At 32.7% G+C, this 21319-nt stretch carries 19 protein-coding genes; 11 read left to right on the top strand and 8 right to left on the bottom strand.

Annotation, left to right across the window (positions count from 1 at the left end):
* The first annotated feature begins 50 nt into the window (after positions 1–50).
* From GCL57_RS03475 to GCL57_RS03460, 4 genes are read left to right on the top strand one after another with little or no spacing between them, the layout of a single operon-like run.
* The gene (locus tag GCL57_RS03475; RefSeq protein WP_152211866.1) at positions 51–983 is read left to right on the top strand and encodes a LysR family transcriptional regulator; all 933 of its coding nucleotides are present in this window, start codon (positions 51–53) and stop codon (positions 981–983) included.
* A 13-nt stretch (positions 984–996) separates the two neighbouring features.
* Positions 997–1677, top strand: a complete 681-nt coding sequence (locus tag GCL57_RS03470; RefSeq protein ID WP_152211865.1) for a 3'-5' exonuclease — start codon at positions 997–999, stop codon at positions 1675–1677.
* A gap of 27 nt (positions 1678–1704) precedes the next feature.
* Positions 1705–3918 (top strand): hypothetical protein, encoded by a 2214-nt coding sequence (locus GCL57_RS03465; RefSeq protein WP_152211864.1) that lies wholly within the window; start codon positions 1705–1707, stop codon positions 3916–3918.
* Position 3919: 1 nt separating this feature from the next.
* Positions 3920–4405 carry a hypothetical protein gene (locus tag GCL57_RS03460; protein ID WP_152211863.1) on the top strand — a complete coding sequence of 162 codons (486 nt, stop codon included), beginning with the start codon at positions 3920–3922 and terminating at the stop codon, positions 4403–4405.
* On the opposite strand, the gene GCL57_RS03455 is transcribed toward GCL57_RS03460, so the two are convergent.
* Both GCL57_RS03455 and GCL57_RS03450 read right to left on the bottom strand, forming a co-directional pair.
* Entirely contained in the window at positions 4389–4994 is a 606-nt protein-coding gene (locus tag GCL57_RS03455) for a hypothetical protein (protein WP_152211862.1), read from the bottom strand. The two genes, GCL57_RS03460 and GCL57_RS03455, sit on opposite strands and share 17 nt — an antisense overlap.
* Before the next feature lie 8 nt (positions 4995–5002).
* The gene (locus GCL57_RS03450) at positions 5003–5680 is read right to left on the bottom strand and encodes a hypothetical protein (RefSeq protein WP_152211861.1); all 678 of its coding nucleotides are present in this window, start codon (positions 5678–5680) and stop codon (positions 5003–5005) included.
* 254 nt (positions 5681–5934) lie between these two features.
* On the opposite strand from GCL57_RS03450, the gene GCL57_RS03445 reads away from it, so the two are divergent.
* The 4 genes from GCL57_RS03445 (at position 5935) to GCL57_RS03430 (ending at position 10414) form a co-directional block, all read left to right on the top strand.
* Entirely contained in the window at positions 5935–6795 is an 861-nt protein-coding gene (locus GCL57_RS03445) for a transporter substrate-binding domain-containing protein (protein WP_161597578.1), read from the top strand.
* 63 nt (positions 6796–6858) lie between these two features.
* Positions 6859–7647: an amino acid ABC transporter permease gene (locus GCL57_RS03440; protein ID WP_152211859.1), complete on the top strand. Its 789-nt coding sequence runs from the start codon at positions 6859–6861 to the stop codon at positions 7645–7647.
* Between the two features lie 17 nt (positions 7648–7664).
* The gene (locus GCL57_RS03435; protein WP_152211858.1) at positions 7665–8420 is read left to right on the top strand and encodes an amino acid ABC transporter ATP-binding protein; all 756 of its coding nucleotides are present in this window, start codon (positions 7665–7667) and stop codon (positions 8418–8420) included.
* A 395-nt stretch (positions 8421–8815) separates the two neighbouring features.
* Positions 8816–10414 carry an SGNH/GDSL hydrolase family protein gene (locus GCL57_RS03430; protein ID WP_152211857.1) on the top strand — a complete coding sequence of 533 codons (1599 nt, stop codon included), beginning with the start codon at positions 8816–8818 and terminating at the stop codon, positions 10412–10414.
* Between the two features lie 51 nt (positions 10415–10465).
* On the opposite strand, the gene kdsA is transcribed toward GCL57_RS03430, so the two are convergent.
* From kdsA to GCL57_RS03400, 6 genes are read right to left on the bottom strand one after another with little or no spacing between them, the layout of a single operon-like run.
* Positions 10466–11302, bottom strand: a complete 837-nt coding sequence (kdsA, locus tag GCL57_RS03425) for a 3-deoxy-8-phosphooctulonate synthase (protein WP_152211856.1) — start codon at positions 11300–11302, stop codon at positions 10466–10468.
* Entirely contained in the window at positions 11302–12000 is a 699-nt protein-coding gene (locus GCL57_RS03420; protein ID WP_152211855.1) for a DAHP synthetase I family protein, read from the bottom strand. The genes kdsA and GCL57_RS03420 overlap by 1 nt, the downstream gene beginning before the upstream one ends.
* Positions 12001–12015: 15 nt before the next feature.
* Positions 12016–12441, bottom strand: coding sequence for a PilZ domain-containing protein (locus GCL57_RS03415; RefSeq protein WP_152211854.1), 426 nt, complete (start codon positions 12439–12441; stop codon positions 12016–12018).
* Positions 12442–12494: 53 nt separating this feature from the next.
* Entirely contained in the window at positions 12495–14516 is a 2022-nt protein-coding gene (locus tag GCL57_RS03410) for a hypothetical protein (protein WP_152211853.1), read from the bottom strand.
* Positions 14513–17137 (bottom strand): hypothetical protein, encoded by a 2625-nt coding sequence (locus GCL57_RS03405; RefSeq protein ID WP_152211852.1) that lies wholly within the window; start codon positions 17135–17137, stop codon positions 14513–14515. Before GCL57_RS03405 ends, GCL57_RS03410 begins: the two co-directional genes overlap by 4 nt.
* A 2-nt stretch (positions 17138–17139) precedes the next feature.
* Positions 17140–18006, bottom strand: a complete 867-nt coding sequence (locus GCL57_RS03400; RefSeq protein ID WP_152211851.1) for a hypothetical protein — start codon at positions 18004–18006, stop codon at positions 17140–17142.
* Between the two features lie 156 nt (positions 18007–18162).
* On the opposite strand from GCL57_RS03400, the gene GCL57_RS03395 reads away from it, so the two are divergent.
* The 3 genes from GCL57_RS03395 (at position 18163) to GCL57_RS03385 (ending at position 21145) form a co-directional block, all read left to right on the top strand.
* Complete coding sequence (locus GCL57_RS03395) at positions 18163–19476, top strand: pyridoxal-phosphate dependent enzyme (RefSeq protein ID WP_152211850.1); 1314 nt, start codon at positions 18163–18165, stop codon at positions 19474–19476.
* A 39-nt stretch (positions 19477–19515) separates the two neighbouring features.
* On the top strand, positions 19516–20490 hold the full coding sequence (locus GCL57_RS03390; protein WP_161597577.1) for an NAD(P)/FAD-dependent oxidoreductase: 975 nt from the start codon (positions 19516–19518) through the stop codon (positions 20488–20490).
* Positions 20491–20686: 196 nt separating this feature from the next.
* Positions 20687–21145, top strand: coding sequence for a hypothetical protein (locus GCL57_RS03385; RefSeq protein ID WP_152211848.1), 459 nt, complete (start codon positions 20687–20689; stop codon positions 21143–21145).
* Positions 21146–21319 lie beyond the last annotated feature (174 nt).

Raw genomic sequence — 21319 nt, 5'->3', positions numbered from 1 at the left:
GCTTACAGTATTGTTCCTAGTGTGTCTATTCTCAGATTGGAGAGTGCCGAGTGCAAGAGTTACAAGATATTTATCGTTTGCAAGCTTTCGTTACAGTTGTTCAAGAAGGTTCCCTTTCATCAGCCGTCAATAAACTTCACATCACTCAGCCTGCGCTTTCTGCAAGACTCAAACTTTTAGAAGAAGGTCTTGGTTGTCCTCTGTTAGAAAGAACGGCACGAGGTGTGCGCCCAACTTCTATGGGGAAACTTGTATATGGAATTGCTGTTGATATTTTAAAAAGAATGGGACAATTGCAAACGACTGTGCGCAATCATCTTGAACTGCGCGAAGGGTTTGTTCATTTAGGTGGTGGTGCGACTGCGGTTGCAGGAGTTTTTCCTGATGCAATATCAGAATACAGAAAAAAACACCCACAAATTCAATTTACATTACATGAAAAGGATTCAGCGACTGTTATTGAATCTTTACATGATGGATCTGTGGATGTTGGTCTTATTACGAGAAATCCCTTTATTTCTCAAAATGAAGATCCTCTCGTCGGCTTAAAAGTGCATGCAGAGATAATTGATACTTTAGAAGTTATTGCTGCACCACAGCACCCTTTAGTGCAAATGTCTCAGTTGCTTGAAAAACAAGGCAAGGCTTTGTTACCTATTCATATCAATCGTCAGCCTATGATTTTATTTGAATCAGGCAGCGCAATTTATGATATTATTGAAATGGAATTTAGAAAATTAGGGATTCGTCATCGAACAGTTATGACGCTTAGATCCGCTCAAAGTATGATAAAAATGGTCGAAAAAAATATTGGTTTGAGTATTGTCAGTGCTCATTCATTGCGAAATGAAAAAGGCATTCATATTTTAAAAATCCAAGGATTAAAAATGGAACGTTCAATTCAAATTTGTTCTGTCTTAGATCGTGAATTGACTCCCGCATCCGCTGAATTTGTAAACGTGCTCAAGCGTATTTATAATTAAGGTTACAATTTTAATGAGTTCTCCCTTTCATAATAGCATGTTTCAATTTTTACTTTCACGAAAAGAAAATTTAACCTCTTCACATGTGGCTATCATGGGGGGGGTGAGTGGGTCTCGATTTGCATTGGATGATAAAATGTCTGATGTCCCCATAGTGATTTTTGACTTTGAAACGACGGGTCTCGACACACGTTCTGCTAAAATAATAGAAATTGGCGCAATAAAATATGTGAATCGTGTCGAAGTTGATCGTTTTTCTGAGCTTATCGATCCTAAAGAGAATGTTTCAGAAGAAATCACTCGAATAACGGGTATAGATAATAAAATGTTGGCAGGAAAACCTTTTATTCAAGATATTCTCCCAAAGTTTCATGATTTTTTAAGGGGATGTGTTGGCTTTGCGCACAATGCAGAATTTGATGTGGGGATGTTGCATCATGAATCTTATCGCCTTGGAATTTCTTGTGATTATACAATTTTTTGCTCTTTAAAAATGGCGCGTGCTTTAGTAAAAATTGAAAGACGAAACTTAGATGCTCTTGCAGCCCATTTTGGTTTGACATTCGAATCGCGTCACCGTTCCATTGGCGATATTTTAGTTACAGCGGGAGTTCTTTGGCGTATAATTGATGAGAACCCTTCACTGCAAACAATCTCAGACTTTTCTTCGTATCGTGAAGAAATGTTGGGGTAAAAAAGAAATATTAGGAAATGTATACGAGTGAAATTTAAACTTAACATTTTTTTATTTTCAATTTTATCAATTGTTACATTGTATTTACTGTTTTTTCGTATTCTAGGAAATAATCTTGCTTGGCTCTCATTCCCTGTATCCCTTATTTTTTTAAAATGGATTGATCTTTTTATCTTACGTGGATTTTATTTATATAAAACCTTTTCAAAGCAAAGAATTGAACTCAATTTAAAAGCCGCAGGAATAAAAAAAAGCTCTTTCTATTCGATTTTAAAACTTCGCATTTTATTCATATCTGTTTTTTCGCTTATTAGTTTTATTTTTATTTTAAAAGAAGATATTTACTCTACTTATCAATATGTTTCTCAACAGTTTAAGTTTACTCATCCTTATTTAAGAATAGAGTATCCATCCTATTCAGAAGTGACTTCTGAAGAAATAAAATTGTTCGAAAATAATAAAAGTATATCTATAGACACTTCTTCTTTTTTAGAAATTAAAGTGAAAAACTTGAAACCAAATTCTTTTTGGAAGCTTAAGTTAAAACAAATAAATATAAATAATTATAATGAATTTGAATATCAATTGAATTCATCAGGACAATGGTCTTCATCTGTTTCTTCACTTTATGAACAATTTAATTTTGATAAAAATAAAGTATCAGAAGAAAATAATAAAATAAATATTAAGAATGAAATGAAAAATATTGAATATTTTTTGACGAATGGCAAAGATAACTACTATGGAAGGCTTGAAATAAATCCAACGCCATTGCCCATTGTGAAACTTGAACCCATTCAGTTTTCAGAGCAAGATGGCGAGAAAATCGTTGGAAAACTCCATTTTTTTGTGAGTGCTTCTTCAGCAGTCCCACTTTCTTTGATTGTACTTTCAGTAAGAACAAAATCAGGATATCGCTTTGATAAAACTATCGCGGAGTTTGCAAATGCATCACAATTAACTTTTAAGGCTGAATCTGCTGAATTAGTGACTTTAGGTATTCCATTTATGCCTGAAGATATTCTTTATGTTAAAGCACTGGCAAAAACTGTTTTAGCAGATATTATAGGTGAGTCAAAAGAACTCGAATTTCCAGTAAGAACTCCTTTGCAGGTGAGAAAAGATATTATTTTAAGCTTAGAAACAGCTTTAAAAAATATAAATTCTATGAAAAATGCAAATAATTCTGAAAAAGAAAAAGTATTAGATCCTCTTTCTAAGGGAGCGCAGCTTGCAAAGCAAATTGGACGTTCAGGGATGATTCGCAGAAATATTATTGAATCTATGAATTTCGTAGAAAATATTAATAAAAAAAATGATAAGTTTTATAAAGAATCAGTAAAAAAAATTCAAGTAACTCTCGATCTATTAAAACGTCAGCAAAAGTTAGATGAAAGCGTAAACTTTCTTGTTCGACTCCAAAATCTTAAATATAATATTTCAAAATTGCAAAATTCTGAAGTTAATTATAAAGATGTTCTTTCAGAAACAAAAGAATTACAAAATATGGCATTGAATTTAAATAAACAATTACTGGCAATGTCGTATCAACCTTCATTTGGTTTAACTCAACTTGAAAAATCAATTGTTCAAAAGATTTTGCAGACAGATAAAACTGTTGAAAAATTAAAAGAGACAGAAGCACATCTTAAACAAAAAGATTTTAATGAGTCACAAAAAGGCGCTCAAAATGCTACTGAGATGGGTACAAAGCATTTGGGAATGGCAATGCAAATACTGCAGCAAGCAAGAAATAGAACAATACAAGAAGCACGTAAGCAATTGCAAAAGGCCGACAATCATTTAGAACAGTCTAAAACGCTTGCGACTAAAAATGAAATTATGCAAGAACTTATGCTTACAAAACAAAGCCTTGATCGAACTCCCCAATTGGGTGAAGAATTTAATGATGCTTTATCCGAAGCTAAAGATGAGGTTCATGCATCTCAGCAATCTGCCCAAGCTAAGAATGATTCAGAGTTAGAAAAGAACACTCGATTAGCCCAATTTGCGATTGAAAAAGCTTTAATGAGTTTACAAAATGAAGAAGAGAGTGATAAAGAATTGCAAAAAGAGCAAGATGCAAGAGCCTTCCGTTCTTCAATGGATGTGCTTGCTGCGCAGGGTCTGCTCGATTCAAGCTGGCGCAAGAAAATTTTAGAAGAGATTGCGCGTTTAAAAAGTCAAGGAGAACAATCCGACTCTCCCATGATTCGCTATCTTGAAAGTAGGTTACGTTAAAATGAGAAGTATAAATTATCGAAAAAAAATCCATGGAATTTCTTTTCAGCACAGAAGCTCTCAACCTATTTATAAAAAAAAGAAAACATTTTTATCTGATTATTTTGATTTAGAAGAACTAGCCTATCAAATAGAAATTGAAACTCCTAAATCAATGCGCTCAAGTGATATTCATTATCTTTTGTGTGATCATGGGAGAAATGAAATTAATACTTTTGTTTCTGAATGTGTTGATTCTATATCTAAATGGACTGGAATTATTAAAACTATGGAACGATGTTTTTTAAAGGAAAATATTTTACAAACTGATTTATTTTTTGAAGAAAAATTTTCGGATGAAAATATTTATAAACATAAAGAACTTGAAATTTTTTTATCAACAAAAAGTCTTGTTTTATTATGGAGGCATCGTTTGGCTATAATCGAAATGATTGTAGAAGCTCAAGGATCCTTAAGAAATTTTCCTTATATCAATAAACAAAAGTAATACCTGCCGTTATTGTTTCATCATAATATTTTTTTTGGTTAAGACTATAACCAGACGGCGATATTTTATAACTAAATTTAATACGTAAATACTGTGATAAATAAAACGATATTGCACCTCCCGCATTCCACGTTAAAGCTTGATTTTCGCAAGTATTATCGCCAAAATAATCACGTGAACAAACATTTCTCATAAGGAATCCTCCAAAAATAGATGGATTAATATATGTCCAGATTGGAGATAACGTTAAATTTATATATGTGTCGGAAGTGTCATTTTCTTGTGTCAATGTACCGGCTGGCAGTACCAATCCCTTATTTGTGAGTGAGTTTTTATAATCGTCTGTATATTCATAGGTATCTTTTGTGTAACTCTTTCCTAAACTCAGCTCTAGATATTGAAATAAAGGTATACCTAATTCGACTCCCCAAGTTAATTGAGTATTTTTATAAGTAGATGAATATGATGTTTGATAGTTTCCATTTATTGTTAAATTAAAATAATGACCTTCAGCTATTGCCTTTTTATTTAATAAAAATGAAAAAATTAAAATAGATATAAGAAGTGTAAATAAAATAATTTTTTTCACATGTTCTCTTAACGTACTTTTTGCACTTGATTTAACAGCAGAGTTGTTTGTCGATTCGTATTTTCTACAAGTTTAGAAATTTCATCTGTTATATCTGGACTTGGTAGCCAAGCTGTATTTTCTTCAAGTTTACTATTTGGATTACCTGAATAATATTCAACTATATTCTTTGCAATCACTTCAGTTTGGCGCGGTCCTACTGGAAAAACCATGATACTAATTCGATTGCGAAAGAGTCTGCCATCTATAAAAAACTTATCCCAATCTGTCTGCAAATTAAAATTCTTCCGATCAACAGAGGAGATAATATAATTTTGTGAGAGGAGTCTGGCCATGATGCTAAAAACAAGAGCTGGGTGTGCAGCTGTTCTCCAAGTATTACCTTCAATATGTGTTAGGTTAAGAGCAGCGATCATCGATTGGTTAGAGAGAGGTGCCTCAGAATGAGAGTTTTTCCTTCTATTTTGGCGTGAGATCGTTTCTTGGTTTAGGCTCGACTTCTCATTTTCTCTTTGCATTTCAGAAGTTTCATTGTCACTTTCATCATGAAATAGATTCCCAAAAAAACTTGAAGACTGTCTTGATTCAGATGAATTCTGACCTCTTTTAGAGTTTTGGGATAAGAAAGTAGAGCATCCCCCTATAACCAAAGCACTAAGAAGGTATGCAATGATTTTTAATTTCATAATGAACCTCATTTTCTTAAACATTAATCCTTGAATTATTTCATGTTTTTTAGGTTTACTTGAGATAATTTTTTGCATCCGACAAATTTTATTGACTAACATTTGCCGTCTCAAAAAAGAAAAATATGCTGGATTTTGCTTCATATTGTAGAGTTTTTTTCACTATTTAACATTTGCTCCATGCTAGTTTATATGGTATGTGGTGCTCTGCTTTTTTCGTGTTCAGAATATGTCTCAACGAAAGGTATCTATACATGACAAGCTCGAGTTCTTCTGGGCTAAAACCCACTGCATGCCGCACATTGCTTTCTTTATCAATTTGTGTGTTGTCATCATTTGCAATTTTTATGAAATCACATGCAGCTGTAAAACCAACAACGCTTGAGACTATAAAAAAGAAAAAAGAATTGGTTGTTTGTTCTGAGTCTGGCTATATCCCTCTTGAAATGAAAACTGCATCAGGTAAGTGGCTTGGTTTCGATTTCGAAATGATGAGTGCTTATGCCAAAGAATTAGATGTAAAATTAACAATGGCAGACACTAAGTGGGATGGTATCATACCGTCACTTATCTCTTCTAAGTGTGACATGATCGCCTCTTCAATGGCTAAAACTGAAGAGCGTGAGAGAGCGGTTGCATTTAGCGAGCCGTATTATGACAATAAATTTCTCATTGCTGTTCTTGATAATTCTGAAAATAAAGAAAAATTCAAGAATTTAAAAAGCTTTAATCTAAAAGGCATTAAAATTGCTGTTAAAACGGGTTCTGCTCCAGATCTTTATATCAAAAATTCAGGTCAACTTAAAAATGCAGAAATCATGCGTTTTGATGCAGATGCCGATACTGTGAGCGCTGTTCTCAGATCACGTGCCACTGCATTTATTTATGACACTCCCTACGTTAAGCTTGCAGCACTTAATAATCCAGGAAAATTGTATATAATTCCCGATGCTTTTAATGGTGATCAATTCGCAGTCGCAATGCGAAAGAAAGATGCTGATCTTCTTAAAAGTTTCAATTCTTTTTTAACTGACTGGAAAAAGAACGGTGGTTATGAAAAGACAATGAAATATTATTTTGAGGAAAGAGAATGGCTTTCTCTTCTCGATAAATAGTGAATCTTGAACTTGTGTATGAAAACTCTTTGAAACATCCTTATTTTGGAAATAAGAAATACGATGCCAGATAAAAAACTCTCTATATATTACTCTTTTTTGTCTTTTTTTGTCATTGGGATTATCGCATTTATAATAGTGCGAAGCTTTTACCACCTTGATTACCAGTGGGATTTTTCGGTTTTAGGACCTTATATTTGGTTGCCATCTAGTGATGGAGGAGGCCCCGGTCTCTTCTTACAAGGTCTATGGATTACAATTAAAATGAGTTTCGAGGGCATTCTTTTCGGCTCAATATTAGGAATTATATTTGGAATTTTATTGACTACAAATGAGAAAGTGTCAAAAACAGCTGCTCTTATATATGTCGATATTTTTAGAAATACACCAGTCTTAGTTCAACTTTATGTAGCCTATTTCATTGTTGGAACTGCTTTTAATTTATCGGGAAGTGTCGCTGGCGTCTTAACAATGAGTCTCTTTTGCTCAGCTTATGTTGCAGAAATTTTTAGAGGCACTTTAGCAAATTTTGAAAAAGGACAGATTGATGCTGCAAAAGCATTAGGCTTAAGTCCATTACAAATTGCACGCAAAGTTATAGCTCCACAGGCACTCAGAAATATGTTGCCACCACTTGTAGGTCAATTTGTTTCATTAATTAAGGACAGTTCTTTATTGTCCGTAGTTGCTATTCCAGAGTTAACGAAAGAAGCACAAAATGCAGTGACAGTTACATTCCGTAGCTTTGAAACTTGGTTTTTTATTGCACTTTTGTATTTTGTTGTTAATACTCTTGTGAGCTCTTTTGGTCGTTACCTTGAAAAAAGATTAAGTGTAAGTCTCAAACAGTAAATTGGAATTTATTTAATATGTCACAAGAAGTAGTTGTCAGCCTTAAAGAAGTTAATAAGATATTTCGCACTCCTAAGACAGAACATCATGTTCTTAAAGGTATTAATTTTGAAGTCAAGCAAGGTGAAGTTGTTGCTTTAATTGGTCCATCAGGGAGTGGAAAGAGCACATGTCTTCGCACTATCAATGCTCTCGAAACTATAACTTCAGGTGATGTTGAGGTTTGTGGAATCAATTACCGTAATTCAAAAAAATCTTTGCATATGATCCGTCGTAATACGGGCATGATTTTTCAAAGATTTGAATTGTTTCCACATATGACAGCAATTGAAAATGTGGCACTTGGGCCAAATCTTGTTCTTGGAAAATCAAAAGATGAATCCTATAAAATGGCTAAAGATCTTTTGGCCAGAGTGGGTTTAGCAAATCATATGGATAAGTTTCCAAAAGGGCTCTCTGGCGGGCAACAGCAACGTGTTGCCATTGCGCGCGCTCTTGCTATCAATCCAAAAATTTTATTGTGTGATGAGCCGACAAGTGCGCTTGATCCTGAACTTGTTGACGAGGTTGTGGATATCTTAGTTGATATTGCAGCCACAGGAATGACTATGATCGTTGTGACTCATGAACTCTATTTTGCGCAAAAAGTTTCACAAAGAACTATGTTTCTTGAAAATGGTTATATTGTCGAGCAAGGTGATACAAAAAAAATGTTTGCTGCGCCAAAGACAGAACGTTTGCAGTCTTTTTTAAAGCGCATCACTCATCAATAAAAATTTCTTCTTTTTATTATATGTGTCATTTTTTTGTCAGGAATTAACTTTTCGTCAATAAAATGACAAAGCATATTAAAATATATTTCTTCCAATCGACAAAATAAAAATTAAAAACGACAATACAACAATATTGATTTAAGGTAATCATTAAATTAAAAAAAATATTAATTAACCTTATTTTTGGTGAGTTCATTTAATCTTATTTTTATATGAATTAGATTGTTTTTCTTCGAATATGTAAATTAAAATTTGAATTTTCACTTAAATTTAATTACACATAATTATAAAATATTACAAATACTGCAAATACATAAAACAAATTGACTAGCCAAAAGTTTTAATATAAATAAGAAATAATTAAATTGTTAAACTAATCAAAGTTTGGAGGTCATATGACACGAATGTCATCTGTATTTGCAAAAGTTTCTTGTGTGCTCGCATCAAGTCTTTTCATTTCTTCTTACGCACAATCTAAAGATTATTTTATTTCTTGTTATTATTCTGATTCTGATGTTTCACTTTCAAGTAAAAATCCTGAATTAATGGTTCAAAAATATGGCCCTAGTTTAAATTACTATTGGGCAAAGGATTCAAAATCAAATTATTCCAAATATACAAAACTTAGTGGTAAAATTGTAGATGGATTTTTTGTAGAAGAAAGTTTAACTTATAATGATGTTGTTGAAAAATGTAATTTTGCAATCGAAAGTGGTTCTATTCTTTGGCCCGCAAAAGAAAGTTATACTTTACTCGATTTTAAAGCTTCTGTCTCTGATTTAGCTGGTTTTGAATATCCTATTCAATTTGAAAAAGGAAATGAAAATCAATCTAAAATAAAGCAGATCGTTTTATTTGGAGACAGTTTATCTGATACGGGTAATTTAAAGAGATGGACAAAAGTTATGCCCTATTTTCCATTTTGGTTTGGCCGCTTTTCAGATGGACTTATTTGGGTGGATTACTTATCTCGTAGATCAGAAATTCCAATTCTTAATTTTTCATATGGTGGAGCTAAAACGGATGGAAAAAACGAGTATTATGCAAGTACAATTCCTGATGTTTTAAAAGGTATGGCAAGAAATTTAGTGACAGGTAATTCTAAAGATTATATTAATACCTATTTAAGTAAGTATTTAACAACAGATTCATATAATACAACTAATAAAACTTTAGCTAAACCAGACGAAACTCTTTTTATAATTTGGATTGGAGCCAATGATTATATTGAAAAATTTGAAAATAAAAATTTAACAAAACCATTTCTTGATGATCCAGAGCATCCAGGAGGGATTAATCACGCTTATAAAGTAACAATTAAAAATATAATTGAGCAAATAAAGCTTATCTATGAAAAAGGTGGAAAGCATTTTTTAGTTTTGAATTTACCAGATTTAGGCAAGTCGCCCATTGTTTTAACTTCAGAGTATAAAAAATATTCTGATGATAATAAAAATAAAGCTGAATTATCGCAGCGATTAAGTGAACTAACAAAAAGACATAATGATTTATTGCAAGCCTCAATTGCAGAGTTGCAAAAATCGCTTACCCAAAAGGCTGATGTTACATTGCTTGATATTAATGAAGACTTTTCAGATTTACTGAACGACAAAAGTATTCTTGATAAATCTGATTTTGATTATGGATTTAAAAAAATGAATTCAAAATATCTAATCCCTGGTTCTAATTCAAATTATGTTCAAGATTTTTGTTATGTAGGAGGATACTTTAATGCTATTTTCACAAAAACAAATGAAGAAGCTAATCAGTTTATGCTAAATAATTCATGTACGCTTGCAGATGATTCTTTAAATCAATTTTCATTGTTTTATAATTCACCCCATCCGACGAGCTATGCACACTGTTGGTTATCCTACTCCATTGAAAAAGCACTTCATAATAAGGGGCTTATTTCTTCAAATTTGGGTTCACTGAGTTCACTTAAAAGCTACTGTCAAGGGCAAATAAATAGCAATGGTAAAAATTTTAGATAAATTAAAATAAACTCTAGAAAATTTAATTATTAAGCATTTGTGCGATATCTTCTAGAATAATATTTGTGCGATATCTTCTAGAATAATTTCTGCAGTCTGCATATGCAATTGAGTGTCGGCATCGGAAAGAGCTTTTTCTGGGTTTGGATGAACCTCCATGAATATTCCGTCAACACCTACAGCGACAGCAGCACGAACAAGTGGGTGAACCATGTGTCGCAATCCAGAAGATTTTCCGCAGCCAGCCCCAGGCAGTTGGACGGAATGAGTGGCATCAAAAATGACGGCATGTCCGTCTTTGTGCATTTCAACAAGATTTCTGAAGTCGACCACTAAATTGTTATAGCCAAAACACGATCCTCTTTCGACCAAGGTGATTTTGGAATTTCCGCACTTTTCTAAGAATCTTGCAATTTCAAGCATTTCTTCTGGAGTTGCCCACTGTCCTTTTTTAATCTGCACTACTTTACCTGTGGATGCTGCAGCTACAAGCAATTCTCTTTGTTTACAAAGGAATGCTGGAATTTGTATAATATCTACAATATTACCGGCTTCGAGTGCTTGCTCTGTTGAATGAACATCCGTTAAAATAGGGACATTTAATTCTTGGCGGAGTTCTTTGAGCCACTCAAGCCCTTGCTTGACCCCAGGACCACGGACACTGTTTGCGCTTGTTCTATTTGCTTTGTCGTAACTGCTTTTAAAGACAAAAGGTAAATTGAGTTGTTCACACTTTTTTTTAAGAAATGAGCCAACTTGAAAGCCAATTTCACGATTTTCAAACATACAAGGGCCAGCCATAATAACAGGTTTTTTTCTGGACAGCCGAATTTCATGTGTGATATTTCCATCCCAATTGCCTGGAAATAAGTTTTTATTTAATGACATTATAATTTTCCTGAAGTGTATTTAAGGGCAATTTCAGTAGAAATTGCAGCTTTACCATAAGATTTTATAACATAAAATGAAGCTCCCAAAGCTTGTCCTGTCGCAACAAAAGCTTCTATAAAAGAAGAGTCTGACAACCAGTTGGGTCTATGGGTATAGGATATTCCTTCTGGAGCAAGGAGATCACTTAAATGGAGCCCGAATTTTTTACCCGTTTTTTTGATAAGAAAGAGCACACGAGGGTCTAAAAGAGTGTCAGAATAGCCATTTGCTGTGCCACAATCGACCAGGGCAACATCAGCATCTTTTAACTTTTCAAGGACTCGTATAACATCAATAGGCGCTAAAAAACATCCACGTTCTACAATAAGCGGTAATTTTGTCTGAGATGCTGCTTCTAGGATATCGCTCTGTCTACATAATTCTCCAGGAATATATATAAAATGAGCATATTTTGCTGCCAATTCGATTTCTTTCGGAGAACTTACGATCACTCCAAAAGGATGGATGCTTTCAGCTCGCGCTTTTTTAAGCCAATCAATATTTGCTTCTAATAAATTTTTTGTTGTTACGGAGTCTGATTGCAGCTTCCACTGTGAGAAATCATAGACTTGAAAGACGGATGCATCCACAGAAGGTTTGCTGAATTGATAGTTGATTTCGATAATAAAATTCTTACAAGAACTAAAAAATGACATTCAAAAGTCTCCCAATTAGGAAGCTTTTTCTTTGTCATGAGAAAGGTTTGTTTCGCTTCCTTGATTTAATTCATCTTCTGTTTGTTTCAATTTTGCAAGCTTTTGAATGAGTTTTTCGAGAGTCATACCATTTTCGCCTTTAGGATGGATATACACTCCTCCGGTTCTTTGTAATTCTTCATCAAACCATTTTACGATCACTTTTAGATTTAAAAACTTTGCGCTGTCAATTTGAAATTGTTCTATAGGAATTTTAAGGTGAAGGGGATTGCCATTTTTTAATTGCACTTTTTTTACAAATTCAATTTTAAATCCATGCCAAGATAAATCAAGCAATATGGCTTTTACCTTTTTTAAGGGATTCCATTTTGTCATTTGCACATCGACAACAATAGCTGTGCCATATCGAGGTTCTTTGCGCTTTGGAGTGTCTTCAGCCATCGTTTTCACCTTTGCTTAAATTTTCAAGAATTTTACTAATAACATATATAAATTTATATCTCTTCTTTCCAAAGGATGCGTGTCAAAAATTGTTCAAAACATAACAAAGCAAGTGCCAATGCTAAAAGCCAAGGAAAAGCATTTAAAAGCGGGGTTTTTTCGACAATTGTTGTGTTCTCTTTAGTGGCTTCTTCTGCTTTTGTAAGTAAAGGTATATTTTCAAATAGAAATGGATTTTCATTTTTTTCCATTTCTTTTGCAGTTTGTGGAAAAACAGGCCAATTACCAAATTTTAATATACTTTTGTCTGCATTTATTTGGCCCAGCGCAAGTTCTATAATTGTGCTCGACCCTTTATTTGAATTTTGTAAACTTATAATTGAACTTAAAGGTGAGGAGAATTCGATCATTTCTTTTTCTAGTTTTTTTAAATTAAAAGGAATACCTTTGATTGATTTATTATTACTTGTTGATAAAGAAACAGGTTTACCCAGCTGAATTCCTCCTCGATTGCGAATATCAATAAATTTTTCTTGAGCATAAAGTCTAGGCCCTAAAATATCTGGTGCGCGGATTCCACTGTCTTGTCGTCTCTGCAAGAATTCAATCATCCAATTAAAAATAGCTTCGCTGCTATCTGCATTGCGCATTCTTAAAGTATTTTCATTGCTTTTATTTAAACTTTCCTGTGTATATCCATTTAGCCAATCACCTGCAAGAAAGCTTAAAACAATTCCTTTTTGTGCTGGCATAGCAAGTAAGATAGGATGGTTTCCTTCTGCTGTTTTTGCTAAAACAACCGCTTCTTTTTTAGGTTTACATTGTAATGCTGTGGCATGAGTGACAATATGTTCAAGACCCTTTGAAAAACTGGAATTGCTTATAAAATCTGTTTCATTTGTTGTCCAGTGATAAGTATTTACCATATCCCATTTTGGTTCATTTTCACAAGGAAACAAAGATTTTATGGATTGATTTTCACTTAAAAAAGTTAAGGGACCAGCTTGAATAAGTAAACGACCCCCATTATAAACATAATTTACTAGGTTTTCTGATTCTTTTTCTCCTAAATAAGTATCAAATAAAAAATTTTGTGCGACTATTCCATGAAAATTTTGTAGTTCATTGCCAAATAATTTTTCTGCAGGAAATTCGATTAGTGAGAGTTGAGAGCTTGGAATACTTTGATCGCTATTAATTTCTCTTAATATATAGTAGCTCAGCAAATCAAGATTTGGCCAAAATTTTAATTTTTGTCGGATGCTTCTTAAACTCCAGTCAGGACCTACACTAATATGTAAAACAGTTGTTTTTGAATATACAACTTGTACTGAAGTGCTTGCTGAATTTAGCGGAGCATGTGCGAATGTTGAATTTATATCCGCTGTAATAACTTGGGTGCCCGTTTTTGCAAAATTAATTGGTATATCCACTGATTGTCTTATGAGTGAATTTTCAGGAACGATCAACTCTACAGTTTTTGAATTTAAAAAAGAATTACCAGTGTGCAAAGTGACTTCAATTTTAAATTTGCTATTGGATTTTGCCTTTCCAATTAATGAAACTGTGGCAATGCTTTCTTCTCCTAAGAAACTAATTTTTGGTATAAAAATATCAGATATTACAATATACTCTTCATCTCTTTTTTCTCGTTGAACCACTTTTTCAAGAGGTAAGAAAAAGATTCTTTTTTCTTTAAAAGCGGATGATTCTTTCAATTTTTTATTAAAGCGTAAAGAATTTTCTCCAAAAAGAATAGCATCTGATATAATAATAATTTGTCCTCGAGACTTATCGATGAGTTGTAATAAATCTTCGTAATCTTGAATAGGAGTATTATTTTTTTTTCCATATGAATTGTAGTGAATATCAATATCAGGTGAAAAATAATCTGTCATCAATTTTTTTAAATTGTTCTTTTGTTCGTATTTTAAATTGATGTCAGCAGGAATTAATATCTGTAATTGTAATTGAGATAAATTATTTTCTTTTTGATTTATAAATGGTAATAGAACTGGTAAAAATAGAAAGAGAATAATGATAAGGCGAATTACATATATTGCTTTTTTTTTCATGGTTCTAACCCAAGATTACGAATTCTATTTAGAATTTCAGGTAGCTGAAGTTGATCTTCTTTATAATCTGTAGTCAAAAATGAATACATAATATTAATAAAACTTCTGATCTTATAATCAGAGTTATTCTTAAAACAATCTTCCCCCGAGGAAAAAAAACGAGCATCTGTTATGAGGGCAAATGGAGCCTGCGCATTAATCTTTTTTTTGAGCATAAGAACTTTCGTTGAATCATTGAGACATCCATTTAATGTTTGTAATAGGTAAAAACTTCTATAAAACATTCCACGTTTTGGTGGTGATTCCCAATCTATTCCAGTTCCTAAATCAGTCAGTTCAGAGAGCATAGGTGGAAAACTTTTTGCTCCTTCAATAATAAAAATTCCTCCGTTAGATATATGTTCTATCAAGCTTTTTCTGGAAAGAATTGATAGATTATCGGTCCACCATATTTCTGCTTCTCCTGATTTACAACTGTCTGCTTTTAGATTTTTAGGCAGATTTATTGTTCCTCTCCGGATAAGAACATTTCTAAATTTTGCATAATTTTCTTCAACATTTTTTGGAATATCTTTTGCGCACCATGCGATTTTAAATGGAATATTTTCTGGATCTACATTATGGACTGGCATTTTTCCATTATAAAACATTGGCATAGAAAAACTATTTTGCTCTCTTTCCTCAAAATTTTCAGCCCATATTTTATTCATTGTAGAAAAACTAATGAAGAATATTATGAAAAAAAGTGATGATTTTATAGGTTTTTTCCATAGCCAAAATAAAAGGATTGTGCAAAGAATGGCAATACTCATATTTAATAATTGCGATGTGTTTTTCTGCTCTTTCTTATCTTTAACTATAGATGTAACTCCTGAAAATTTTTGAGAGAATTCTTCAGGAGTCATATAAATTTGATTAGATTCGTTTTCTACTGTATTTACTAAAATCCAATTCTTTCCATTTTCTATTTTATAAAGACCTGATGTAAAGTTATCAGAAATCTTAAAATTTAGCGTTTTAAGATCGAGTATTTCTGAAAATTTATTTATGTTACTTATACCTGCTTCCTCAAAACTATCCTGTAATTTATTTACATCATCGAGCGTCATTTTCGTAAATGCTAAATTTGATTTTTTAACAGTACGGGCAACTTCAAACCAAAAATCTGTCCACCTACGTGATCGACCAAGTTCTCCATTGGGGGTCGCAGTGGTTGTCCGTAGATAAAAAAATGGAAGAGAAGAGGTTTTCCAAGCTAAGGGCGTGCCATCAGGCGCATTAAAAAAGGTTTTGAATTTTCCTTTATACTCTAAATTTTCTCCATAAATTTTATGACCTATTTCTGCTGAAGGAGGAGGGGGCAATAAATAAATGGGAATGGGATAGGTGCCAGTGTCGAGTTGAACAGGGGATTTCTTAATCTCAAAAGTCTCATTATTTAAATTTGCACTTCCTACATAAATAAGTGTGTCATAATTCGAATCAAATCCTATTGGCGTCCAAAATTTAAAATCATTATTCATCAATGAAATAATTTGCTCTGTTAAAGGAACAACCCATAATGCTGGATTGCGAAATTTCCAAGCATTGCTTGTCTCAATATTTTCGAGTTGATTATCAATACAGCTTTTTTCAATAAATTCATTGTTAAAGAAATTTACGAGACTTCTTAAACTAGAAAACGGGTCAAGTTCAATAGTGCCAGGAAAGCGATCGGTACAAACAATAAATAATGGGAGTTCATTTTTTGTTTTTTTAGAGGTCAAAAATTTATATGCGTTATCACCTGAATGAATTGTATTTATAAAAAAATGTGGGCGAGCTTCTTCAGGAATATTTGATAACTTGGAGTTGAATTCTATAAATTGTCCACTGCTCTCACTCTGTTCATTCCATAATAAAGACAATTCTTTAGGGATGATTTCAATTTCATTTTCTTTGCTCATTTGGAAAGGTGACGATTTTTTAAGAGAGCCAAAATTAAAGAATTTTTTTAATGATAACACTCCTTGTAAACTTTCAAATTTTCCGTCTGAAAGAATAATAATTCTGCTTTTGTGTTCAGAAAAGAATGGACTTTCTTTTAAAAGCTTATTGATTTTTTCAGTGTGAATGGATTGATGAAAAGGTGAGGTTGGTTTGTTGTTTTCTTTTTCTAAAAAATCTTTAATGTCTGTTTTAGATTTTAAGGAAATAATTTTGTAATTAACTTCTGGTATACCATTTTTAATTATGAAATTAGTTTCAAGTCCGAAATTGTTAAAACCAAACGATAGTATTTTTTCTGCTTCTTCATTAGCATCAAAATTGTCTGCTGATCTCGAAATTTTTGAAGAAAAAGATGGATCAAGCCAAATTAAACTTGAGCTGCTTTGTAGATCGGAACTTTTAGGTGACTCTTTTGGGTGATAAAGATAGGCAAAACATGTGGTTACTATTAGTATTAGAATAAAAGGGATAAACGGTGGTTTTTTAAATATGATATTATTATTAATAATTATTTTATTTTTTTTTCCTAAAAACCAAGATGGAATAGTTCTTTTTTTTGAGTTCTTTACTCTAAAGAAAAGAATTAAAAGAGTTATTAATGAAACACAAGATGATAATAAAATAAGAAACATACTTATTTATTCCTAAGATTATTTTTTATAATAAACTGAATAAAATTGCTTAAATTATCGTGTGGACTAACAACATTAACAATACTTTTACTTTCTAATGCTTTGTCTTGAAAGTATTTAATTTGATTTTGTGAATTAATTTGATAGGTATTTCCACTAAAATAGTGTGAATTTTTTGATATATCTTTGTTTTCCCATGGAATAAGTTCTTCAATTTGAGAACTATCATTATTGATAATTGGGTACTCCAGAGGATCTCGAGTGATAAAAAAAACACACTGTTTAAGATGTAAATAATTTATGAGTTTTAATGAATTTTCAGCAGCTGCAAATGGTTCAGTGGAATCATATAAAAGATCTGTTACGATATAAATATGATCTGCAACACGTAAACTTTTATTATGTAAGAGTGCTCCGGCAAAAAGATCTTTTTCTTTGACCGCAAATATGTCATAAGAATGCGCAAGACTTCTATGTGCTTCTTCAAGAATTGCAGTAATGCCTATAGCCAATTGTCCCTTATTTATTGTTGTTTTTTCTGAATGATAAAGCATGTTTTCATAACAATGAAAAAGAACAACAACACGCTGTCTACCATGACCGTAGTCAACACGAGTTAATAAATTTTGTGTTTTAATAAAATGATTTTTAGATATGGATGAAATAGGATCACCTTTTTCAAAGGGCTTTATAGTGATACCTAAACGAGAGGGTAAATTTCTTTTATTGAGATCGTTTGCTGAAAAAACACCGCCAAATAAATTACGTAAATGAGCTCTAATATAAAAAGGAAGTGCGCGAGAAGGATGTTGGCAGGGCCAATATTTCTCTTCACTGGGAAAAACGCTGCAAATATTTTCAAAATTCATTTTTCCTCTTGTCTTTGTTTTTTTCTTTGGCTTAAAGACAAATTTATTATCTCTCCTACAAATATTATGATAACAGAGAATTTATGAAATGGGCAATTTTACAAAATAGATTTCTATTTTGTCTTTTCATGTTAGGACTAAGAAAGGTGAAAGCCAATGAATCCTGAGCTTTTAAAGCGTTTGAATTTTGTTGAGGGCAAAAAGTTTGAAAATCCAAGTGAGGTTATTGAAGAAATTCGTGATGCTCATAAAAATATTATTTGTAAGTATATGCAACCAAGTCCTTTACGTAAATCAGATTGGTTAAGCGAAATCACGGGTGGTGAAGTTTGGCTTAAACTTGAATCTTTAAATCCAAATGGATCTTTTAAGGTTCGGGGCGCTTTAAATGCGGTTTCTAACATTATAAAAAATAATCAAAGTAACAATTCAAAAATTATAAATGTATGCGCTGCTTCTGCCGGAAATCATGCTCAAGGAGTTGCCTTTGCGGCAAAAAATTTAGGATGTGAAGCACATATTTTTTTACCAAAATTTGCTCCTCTCGTAAAAAGAGATGCAACTGAAAAATTGGGTGCCAAAATTTACCTTATTGGTAATAATTTAGAGGAAGCTTTTGAGGCAGCCCTCGCATTTTCAGAAAAAGAAAATGCACACTTTATTCATGCTTTTAATAATTACGATATTATTATTGGACAAGCAACCTGCGCTTACGAGGCTCTTTTACAATTATCTGACTTATCTAAAACACCTTTTGGCGAACTTGATTTCTTCACCTGCAGCGTAGGTGGAGGTGGTTTAGCGGCTGGGGCTGCATTGGTTCTAAAAGCTTTGACAAGTGCAAATATTGTTGGAATAGAACAAGAATATTATGACTCTGCTATAAAAAGTTTTAAATATAAAAGTCAAACTGCAAGTTCAATAGCCCCCCATGCAACAATTGCGGATGGGATTGCAGTCGGGATGATAGGCAATTTAAATTATAATTATATGACGCGCTTTGTTGAGAATTTAAGCACTGTGTCCGATGACTCTATCGTGAAGGCGATTCTTGGACTCTGTGAACAAGAACGAATTCTTTCCGAAGGTGCTGGAGCCGCAGCTGTGGCAGACATTCTTAAGCGTCCTGATTTTTATAAAGGGAAACGAGTTATTGCATGCGTGAGTGGTGGAAATATAGATCCCCAACTCCTGACTCGAGTCGTAACACGAGGTTTAAATATCACAGGCCGAGTTTTACGGGTGAGTGTGTGTGTGAGCGATCGACCTGGAGGATTGAAGAGACTTTTAGAGTGTGTTTCAGCGCTTGAAGGAAATGTTCTCGATCTTATCCACGATCGGACTTATAGCGAAGTGAGTGTGGGCGATGTTGATGTGGAACTCTCATTAGAGACTCGTAACTCGGAGCATCAATATTCTCTTCTTGAAAAGCTCGAAGAAGCTGGTTTTAAACCAAGAATGAGAAATTAGAGAGATGAAAATGGTTATTGTGTTTGAGGAGGAATCGTTGTGAATGCCGGACTTTTAGATTGTTATGACACCATAATTATCGGTGGTGGCCCAGTAGGATTATTTGGTGCTTATTATGCTGGATTGCGTGATATGTCTGTACGTCTTGTTGACAGACGGCATGAACTCGGCGGGCAGTTAACAGCTATTTATCCAGAAAAATGGGTATACGATATGACTGGTATTCCAGCAATTCGTGGAAAAGAATTATATAAAAATTTAGTGGAACAAACAGCTCCATATAATATTCCAAACAGTTTAAATGAAGAAGTTGTGCTTATTCGTAAAAATAGAAATAATATTTTGTGTATTGAAACCCGTAAGGGAACAGTGATGCATTCAAAAACTGCAATTTTGTGTTTAGGCATGGGTGCTCATATTCCACGTCGACTTGATATTCAAAATTTGCGTGAATTTGAAGGAAAGGGGGTTCACTATGGCGTGCACTCTCTTGAAACATTTAGAAATAAAAGAGTGGCTGTTGTAGGTGGGGGAGACAGTGCCCTCGATCTAGCTTTAACAATTGTAAATGATTGTAAAGATCTTTATGTATTGCATCGCTCAGATCGCTTTAATGCACACGAAGAAACCACTAAAAAATTGTATGCATCTGATGCAGAAATTAGAACGTTTTCTGAGCTTGCTGCTATAGAAGGAAATGAAAATCATCTCACTAGTGCAATGATTAAAAATACAAAAACAGGTGAAGTAACAAAAGTCGAGATTGATGAAGTTATAATTGCTGTTGGACTCCTTTTTAATTTAGAAGTTGTTCAACAGTGGGGAATTGCAATGGAGGGCAATTCAATAATTGTTGATCACAATCGTCAAACTTCTATTCCTGGTATTTATGCTGCTGGAGATATAGTTACTTATCCAGGTAAAATGAAATTAATTGGAACTGGAACTGCAGAAGCTATGCAAGGAATAAATCACGCTAAAGGTTATATCCAAGAAAAGTTTCCTTATTTATAAAGAATTTCAATTTAAAATATATATTTAAATTTTAATATTTAATAAAAAAATATAATTGCTTATTAATTTGTTTAATGAAATAATAAGCAATTATATTAAAGACTTATGCAATTTTTTATTTTAAATTCCTTGACAGATTTATTTATTGATATTAATAATCATTCTCAATATTATTTCAATTTGTAAGGAGCCTATAATGAAAAAAAGTTTATTGTTATTGAGTTCTGCATTATTTTCAATGAGTGCTTTTGCGCAGAATCCAAGCTGTCAGCCAAAAGTCCATGTCTGGTATTCACTTAAAAATGATTCACAATCAGAGTGGTTTGTTCAGCTCTCACGTCTTTATGAAAATAATATTTCATTTGTGGATGCAAATTGTCAGCCAATCGATATCAATCAAAAATTAAGTTTACAAGCAAATGAATTGAAAAAATTAGGTATGGTTGTCAATATGGCAAAAGGTTTTAATTCAACTTATGCCTTTATGGGAGTCAGGAATGATCCTCAACCAAATCCGATGCTAAGTAAAGGGAGAGTTTCTTGCATATTTATCGTTGCTCCTTATGGTCCTGGACAAATGGATAGATATGATATTAAAGCAAATAATTCGGATTGCCAATCGACTGATTATGGAACAAAATTATATTTTAAATAAGTTTATTTGATATCAATAAATTAAATATTTTTAAAAATGAAATTCTTTAGAAAAAATTTTTTATAGTATAAGAAAGAAAATTATGCTGCATGAAAATGAAAAATAATATTTAAATTAAATACTATTATGTTTTTAAACAGCGGTCGTTAATTTAACAAGAATATTATTACGAGT

Source organism: Fluviispira multicolorata, from assembly GCF_009208585.1.
Classification (GTDB): domain Bacteria; phylum Bdellovibrionota_B; class Oligoflexia; order Silvanigrellales; family Silvanigrellaceae; genus Silvanigrella; species Silvanigrella multicolorata.
The sequence above is the reverse complement of the archived record's forward strand: the minus strand, read 5'-3'. Positions and strand labels throughout refer to the sequence as shown.

Coding starts and splice junctions, on each gene's coding strand:
- GCL57_RS03470 (WP_152211865.1), top strand. CDS start 997: ATGAGTTCTCCCTTTCATAATAGCATGTTTCAATTTTTACTTTCACGA.
- GCL57_RS03460 (WP_152211863.1), top strand. CDS start 3,920: ATGAGAAGTATAAATTATCGAAAAAAAATCCATGGAATTTCTTTTCAG.
- GCL57_RS03450 (WP_152211861.1), bottom strand. CDS start 5,680: ATGAAATTAAAAATCATTGCATACCTTCTTAGTGCTTTGGTTATAGGG.
- GCL57_RS03445 (WP_161597578.1), top strand. CDS start 5,935: ATGACAAGCTCGAGTTCTTCTGGGCTAAAACCCACTGCATGCCGCACA.
- GCL57_RS03440 (WP_152211859.1), top strand. CDS start 6,859: ATGCCAGATAAAAAACTCTCTATATATTACTCTTTTTTGTCTTTTTTT.
- GCL57_RS03435 (WP_152211858.1), top strand. CDS start 7,665: ATGTCACAAGAAGTAGTTGTCAGCCTTAAAGAAGTTAATAAGATATTT.
- GCL57_RS03430 (WP_152211857.1), top strand. CDS start 8,816: ATGACACGAATGTCATCTGTATTTGCAAAAGTTTCTTGTGTGCTCGCA.
- kdsA (WP_152211856.1), bottom strand. CDS start 11,302: ATGTCATTAAATAAAAACTTATTTCCAGGCAATTGGGATGGAAATATC.
- GCL57_RS03420 (WP_152211855.1), bottom strand. CDS start 12,000: ATGTCATTTTTTAGTTCTTGTAAGAATTTTATTATCGAAATCAACTAT.
- GCL57_RS03415 (WP_152211854.1), bottom strand. CDS start 12,441: ATGGCTGAAGACACTCCAAAGCGCAAAGAACCTCGATATGGCACAGCT.
- GCL57_RS03410 (WP_152211853.1), bottom strand. CDS start 14,516: ATGAAAAAAAAAGCAATATATGTAATTCGCCTTATCATTATTCTCTTT.
- GCL57_RS03405 (WP_152211852.1), bottom strand. CDS start 17,137: ATGTTTCTTATTTTATTATCATCTTGTGTTTCATTAATAACTCTTTTA.
- GCL57_RS03400 (WP_152211851.1), bottom strand. CDS start 18,006: ATGAATTTTGAAAATATTTGCAGCGTTTTTCCCAGTGAAGAGAAATAT.
- GCL57_RS03395 (WP_152211850.1), top strand. CDS start 18,163: ATGAATCCTGAGCTTTTAAAGCGTTTGAATTTTGTTGAGGGCAAAAAG.
- GCL57_RS03385 (WP_152211848.1), top strand. CDS start 20,687: ATGAAAAAAAGTTTATTGTTATTGAGTTCTGCATTATTTTCAATGAGT.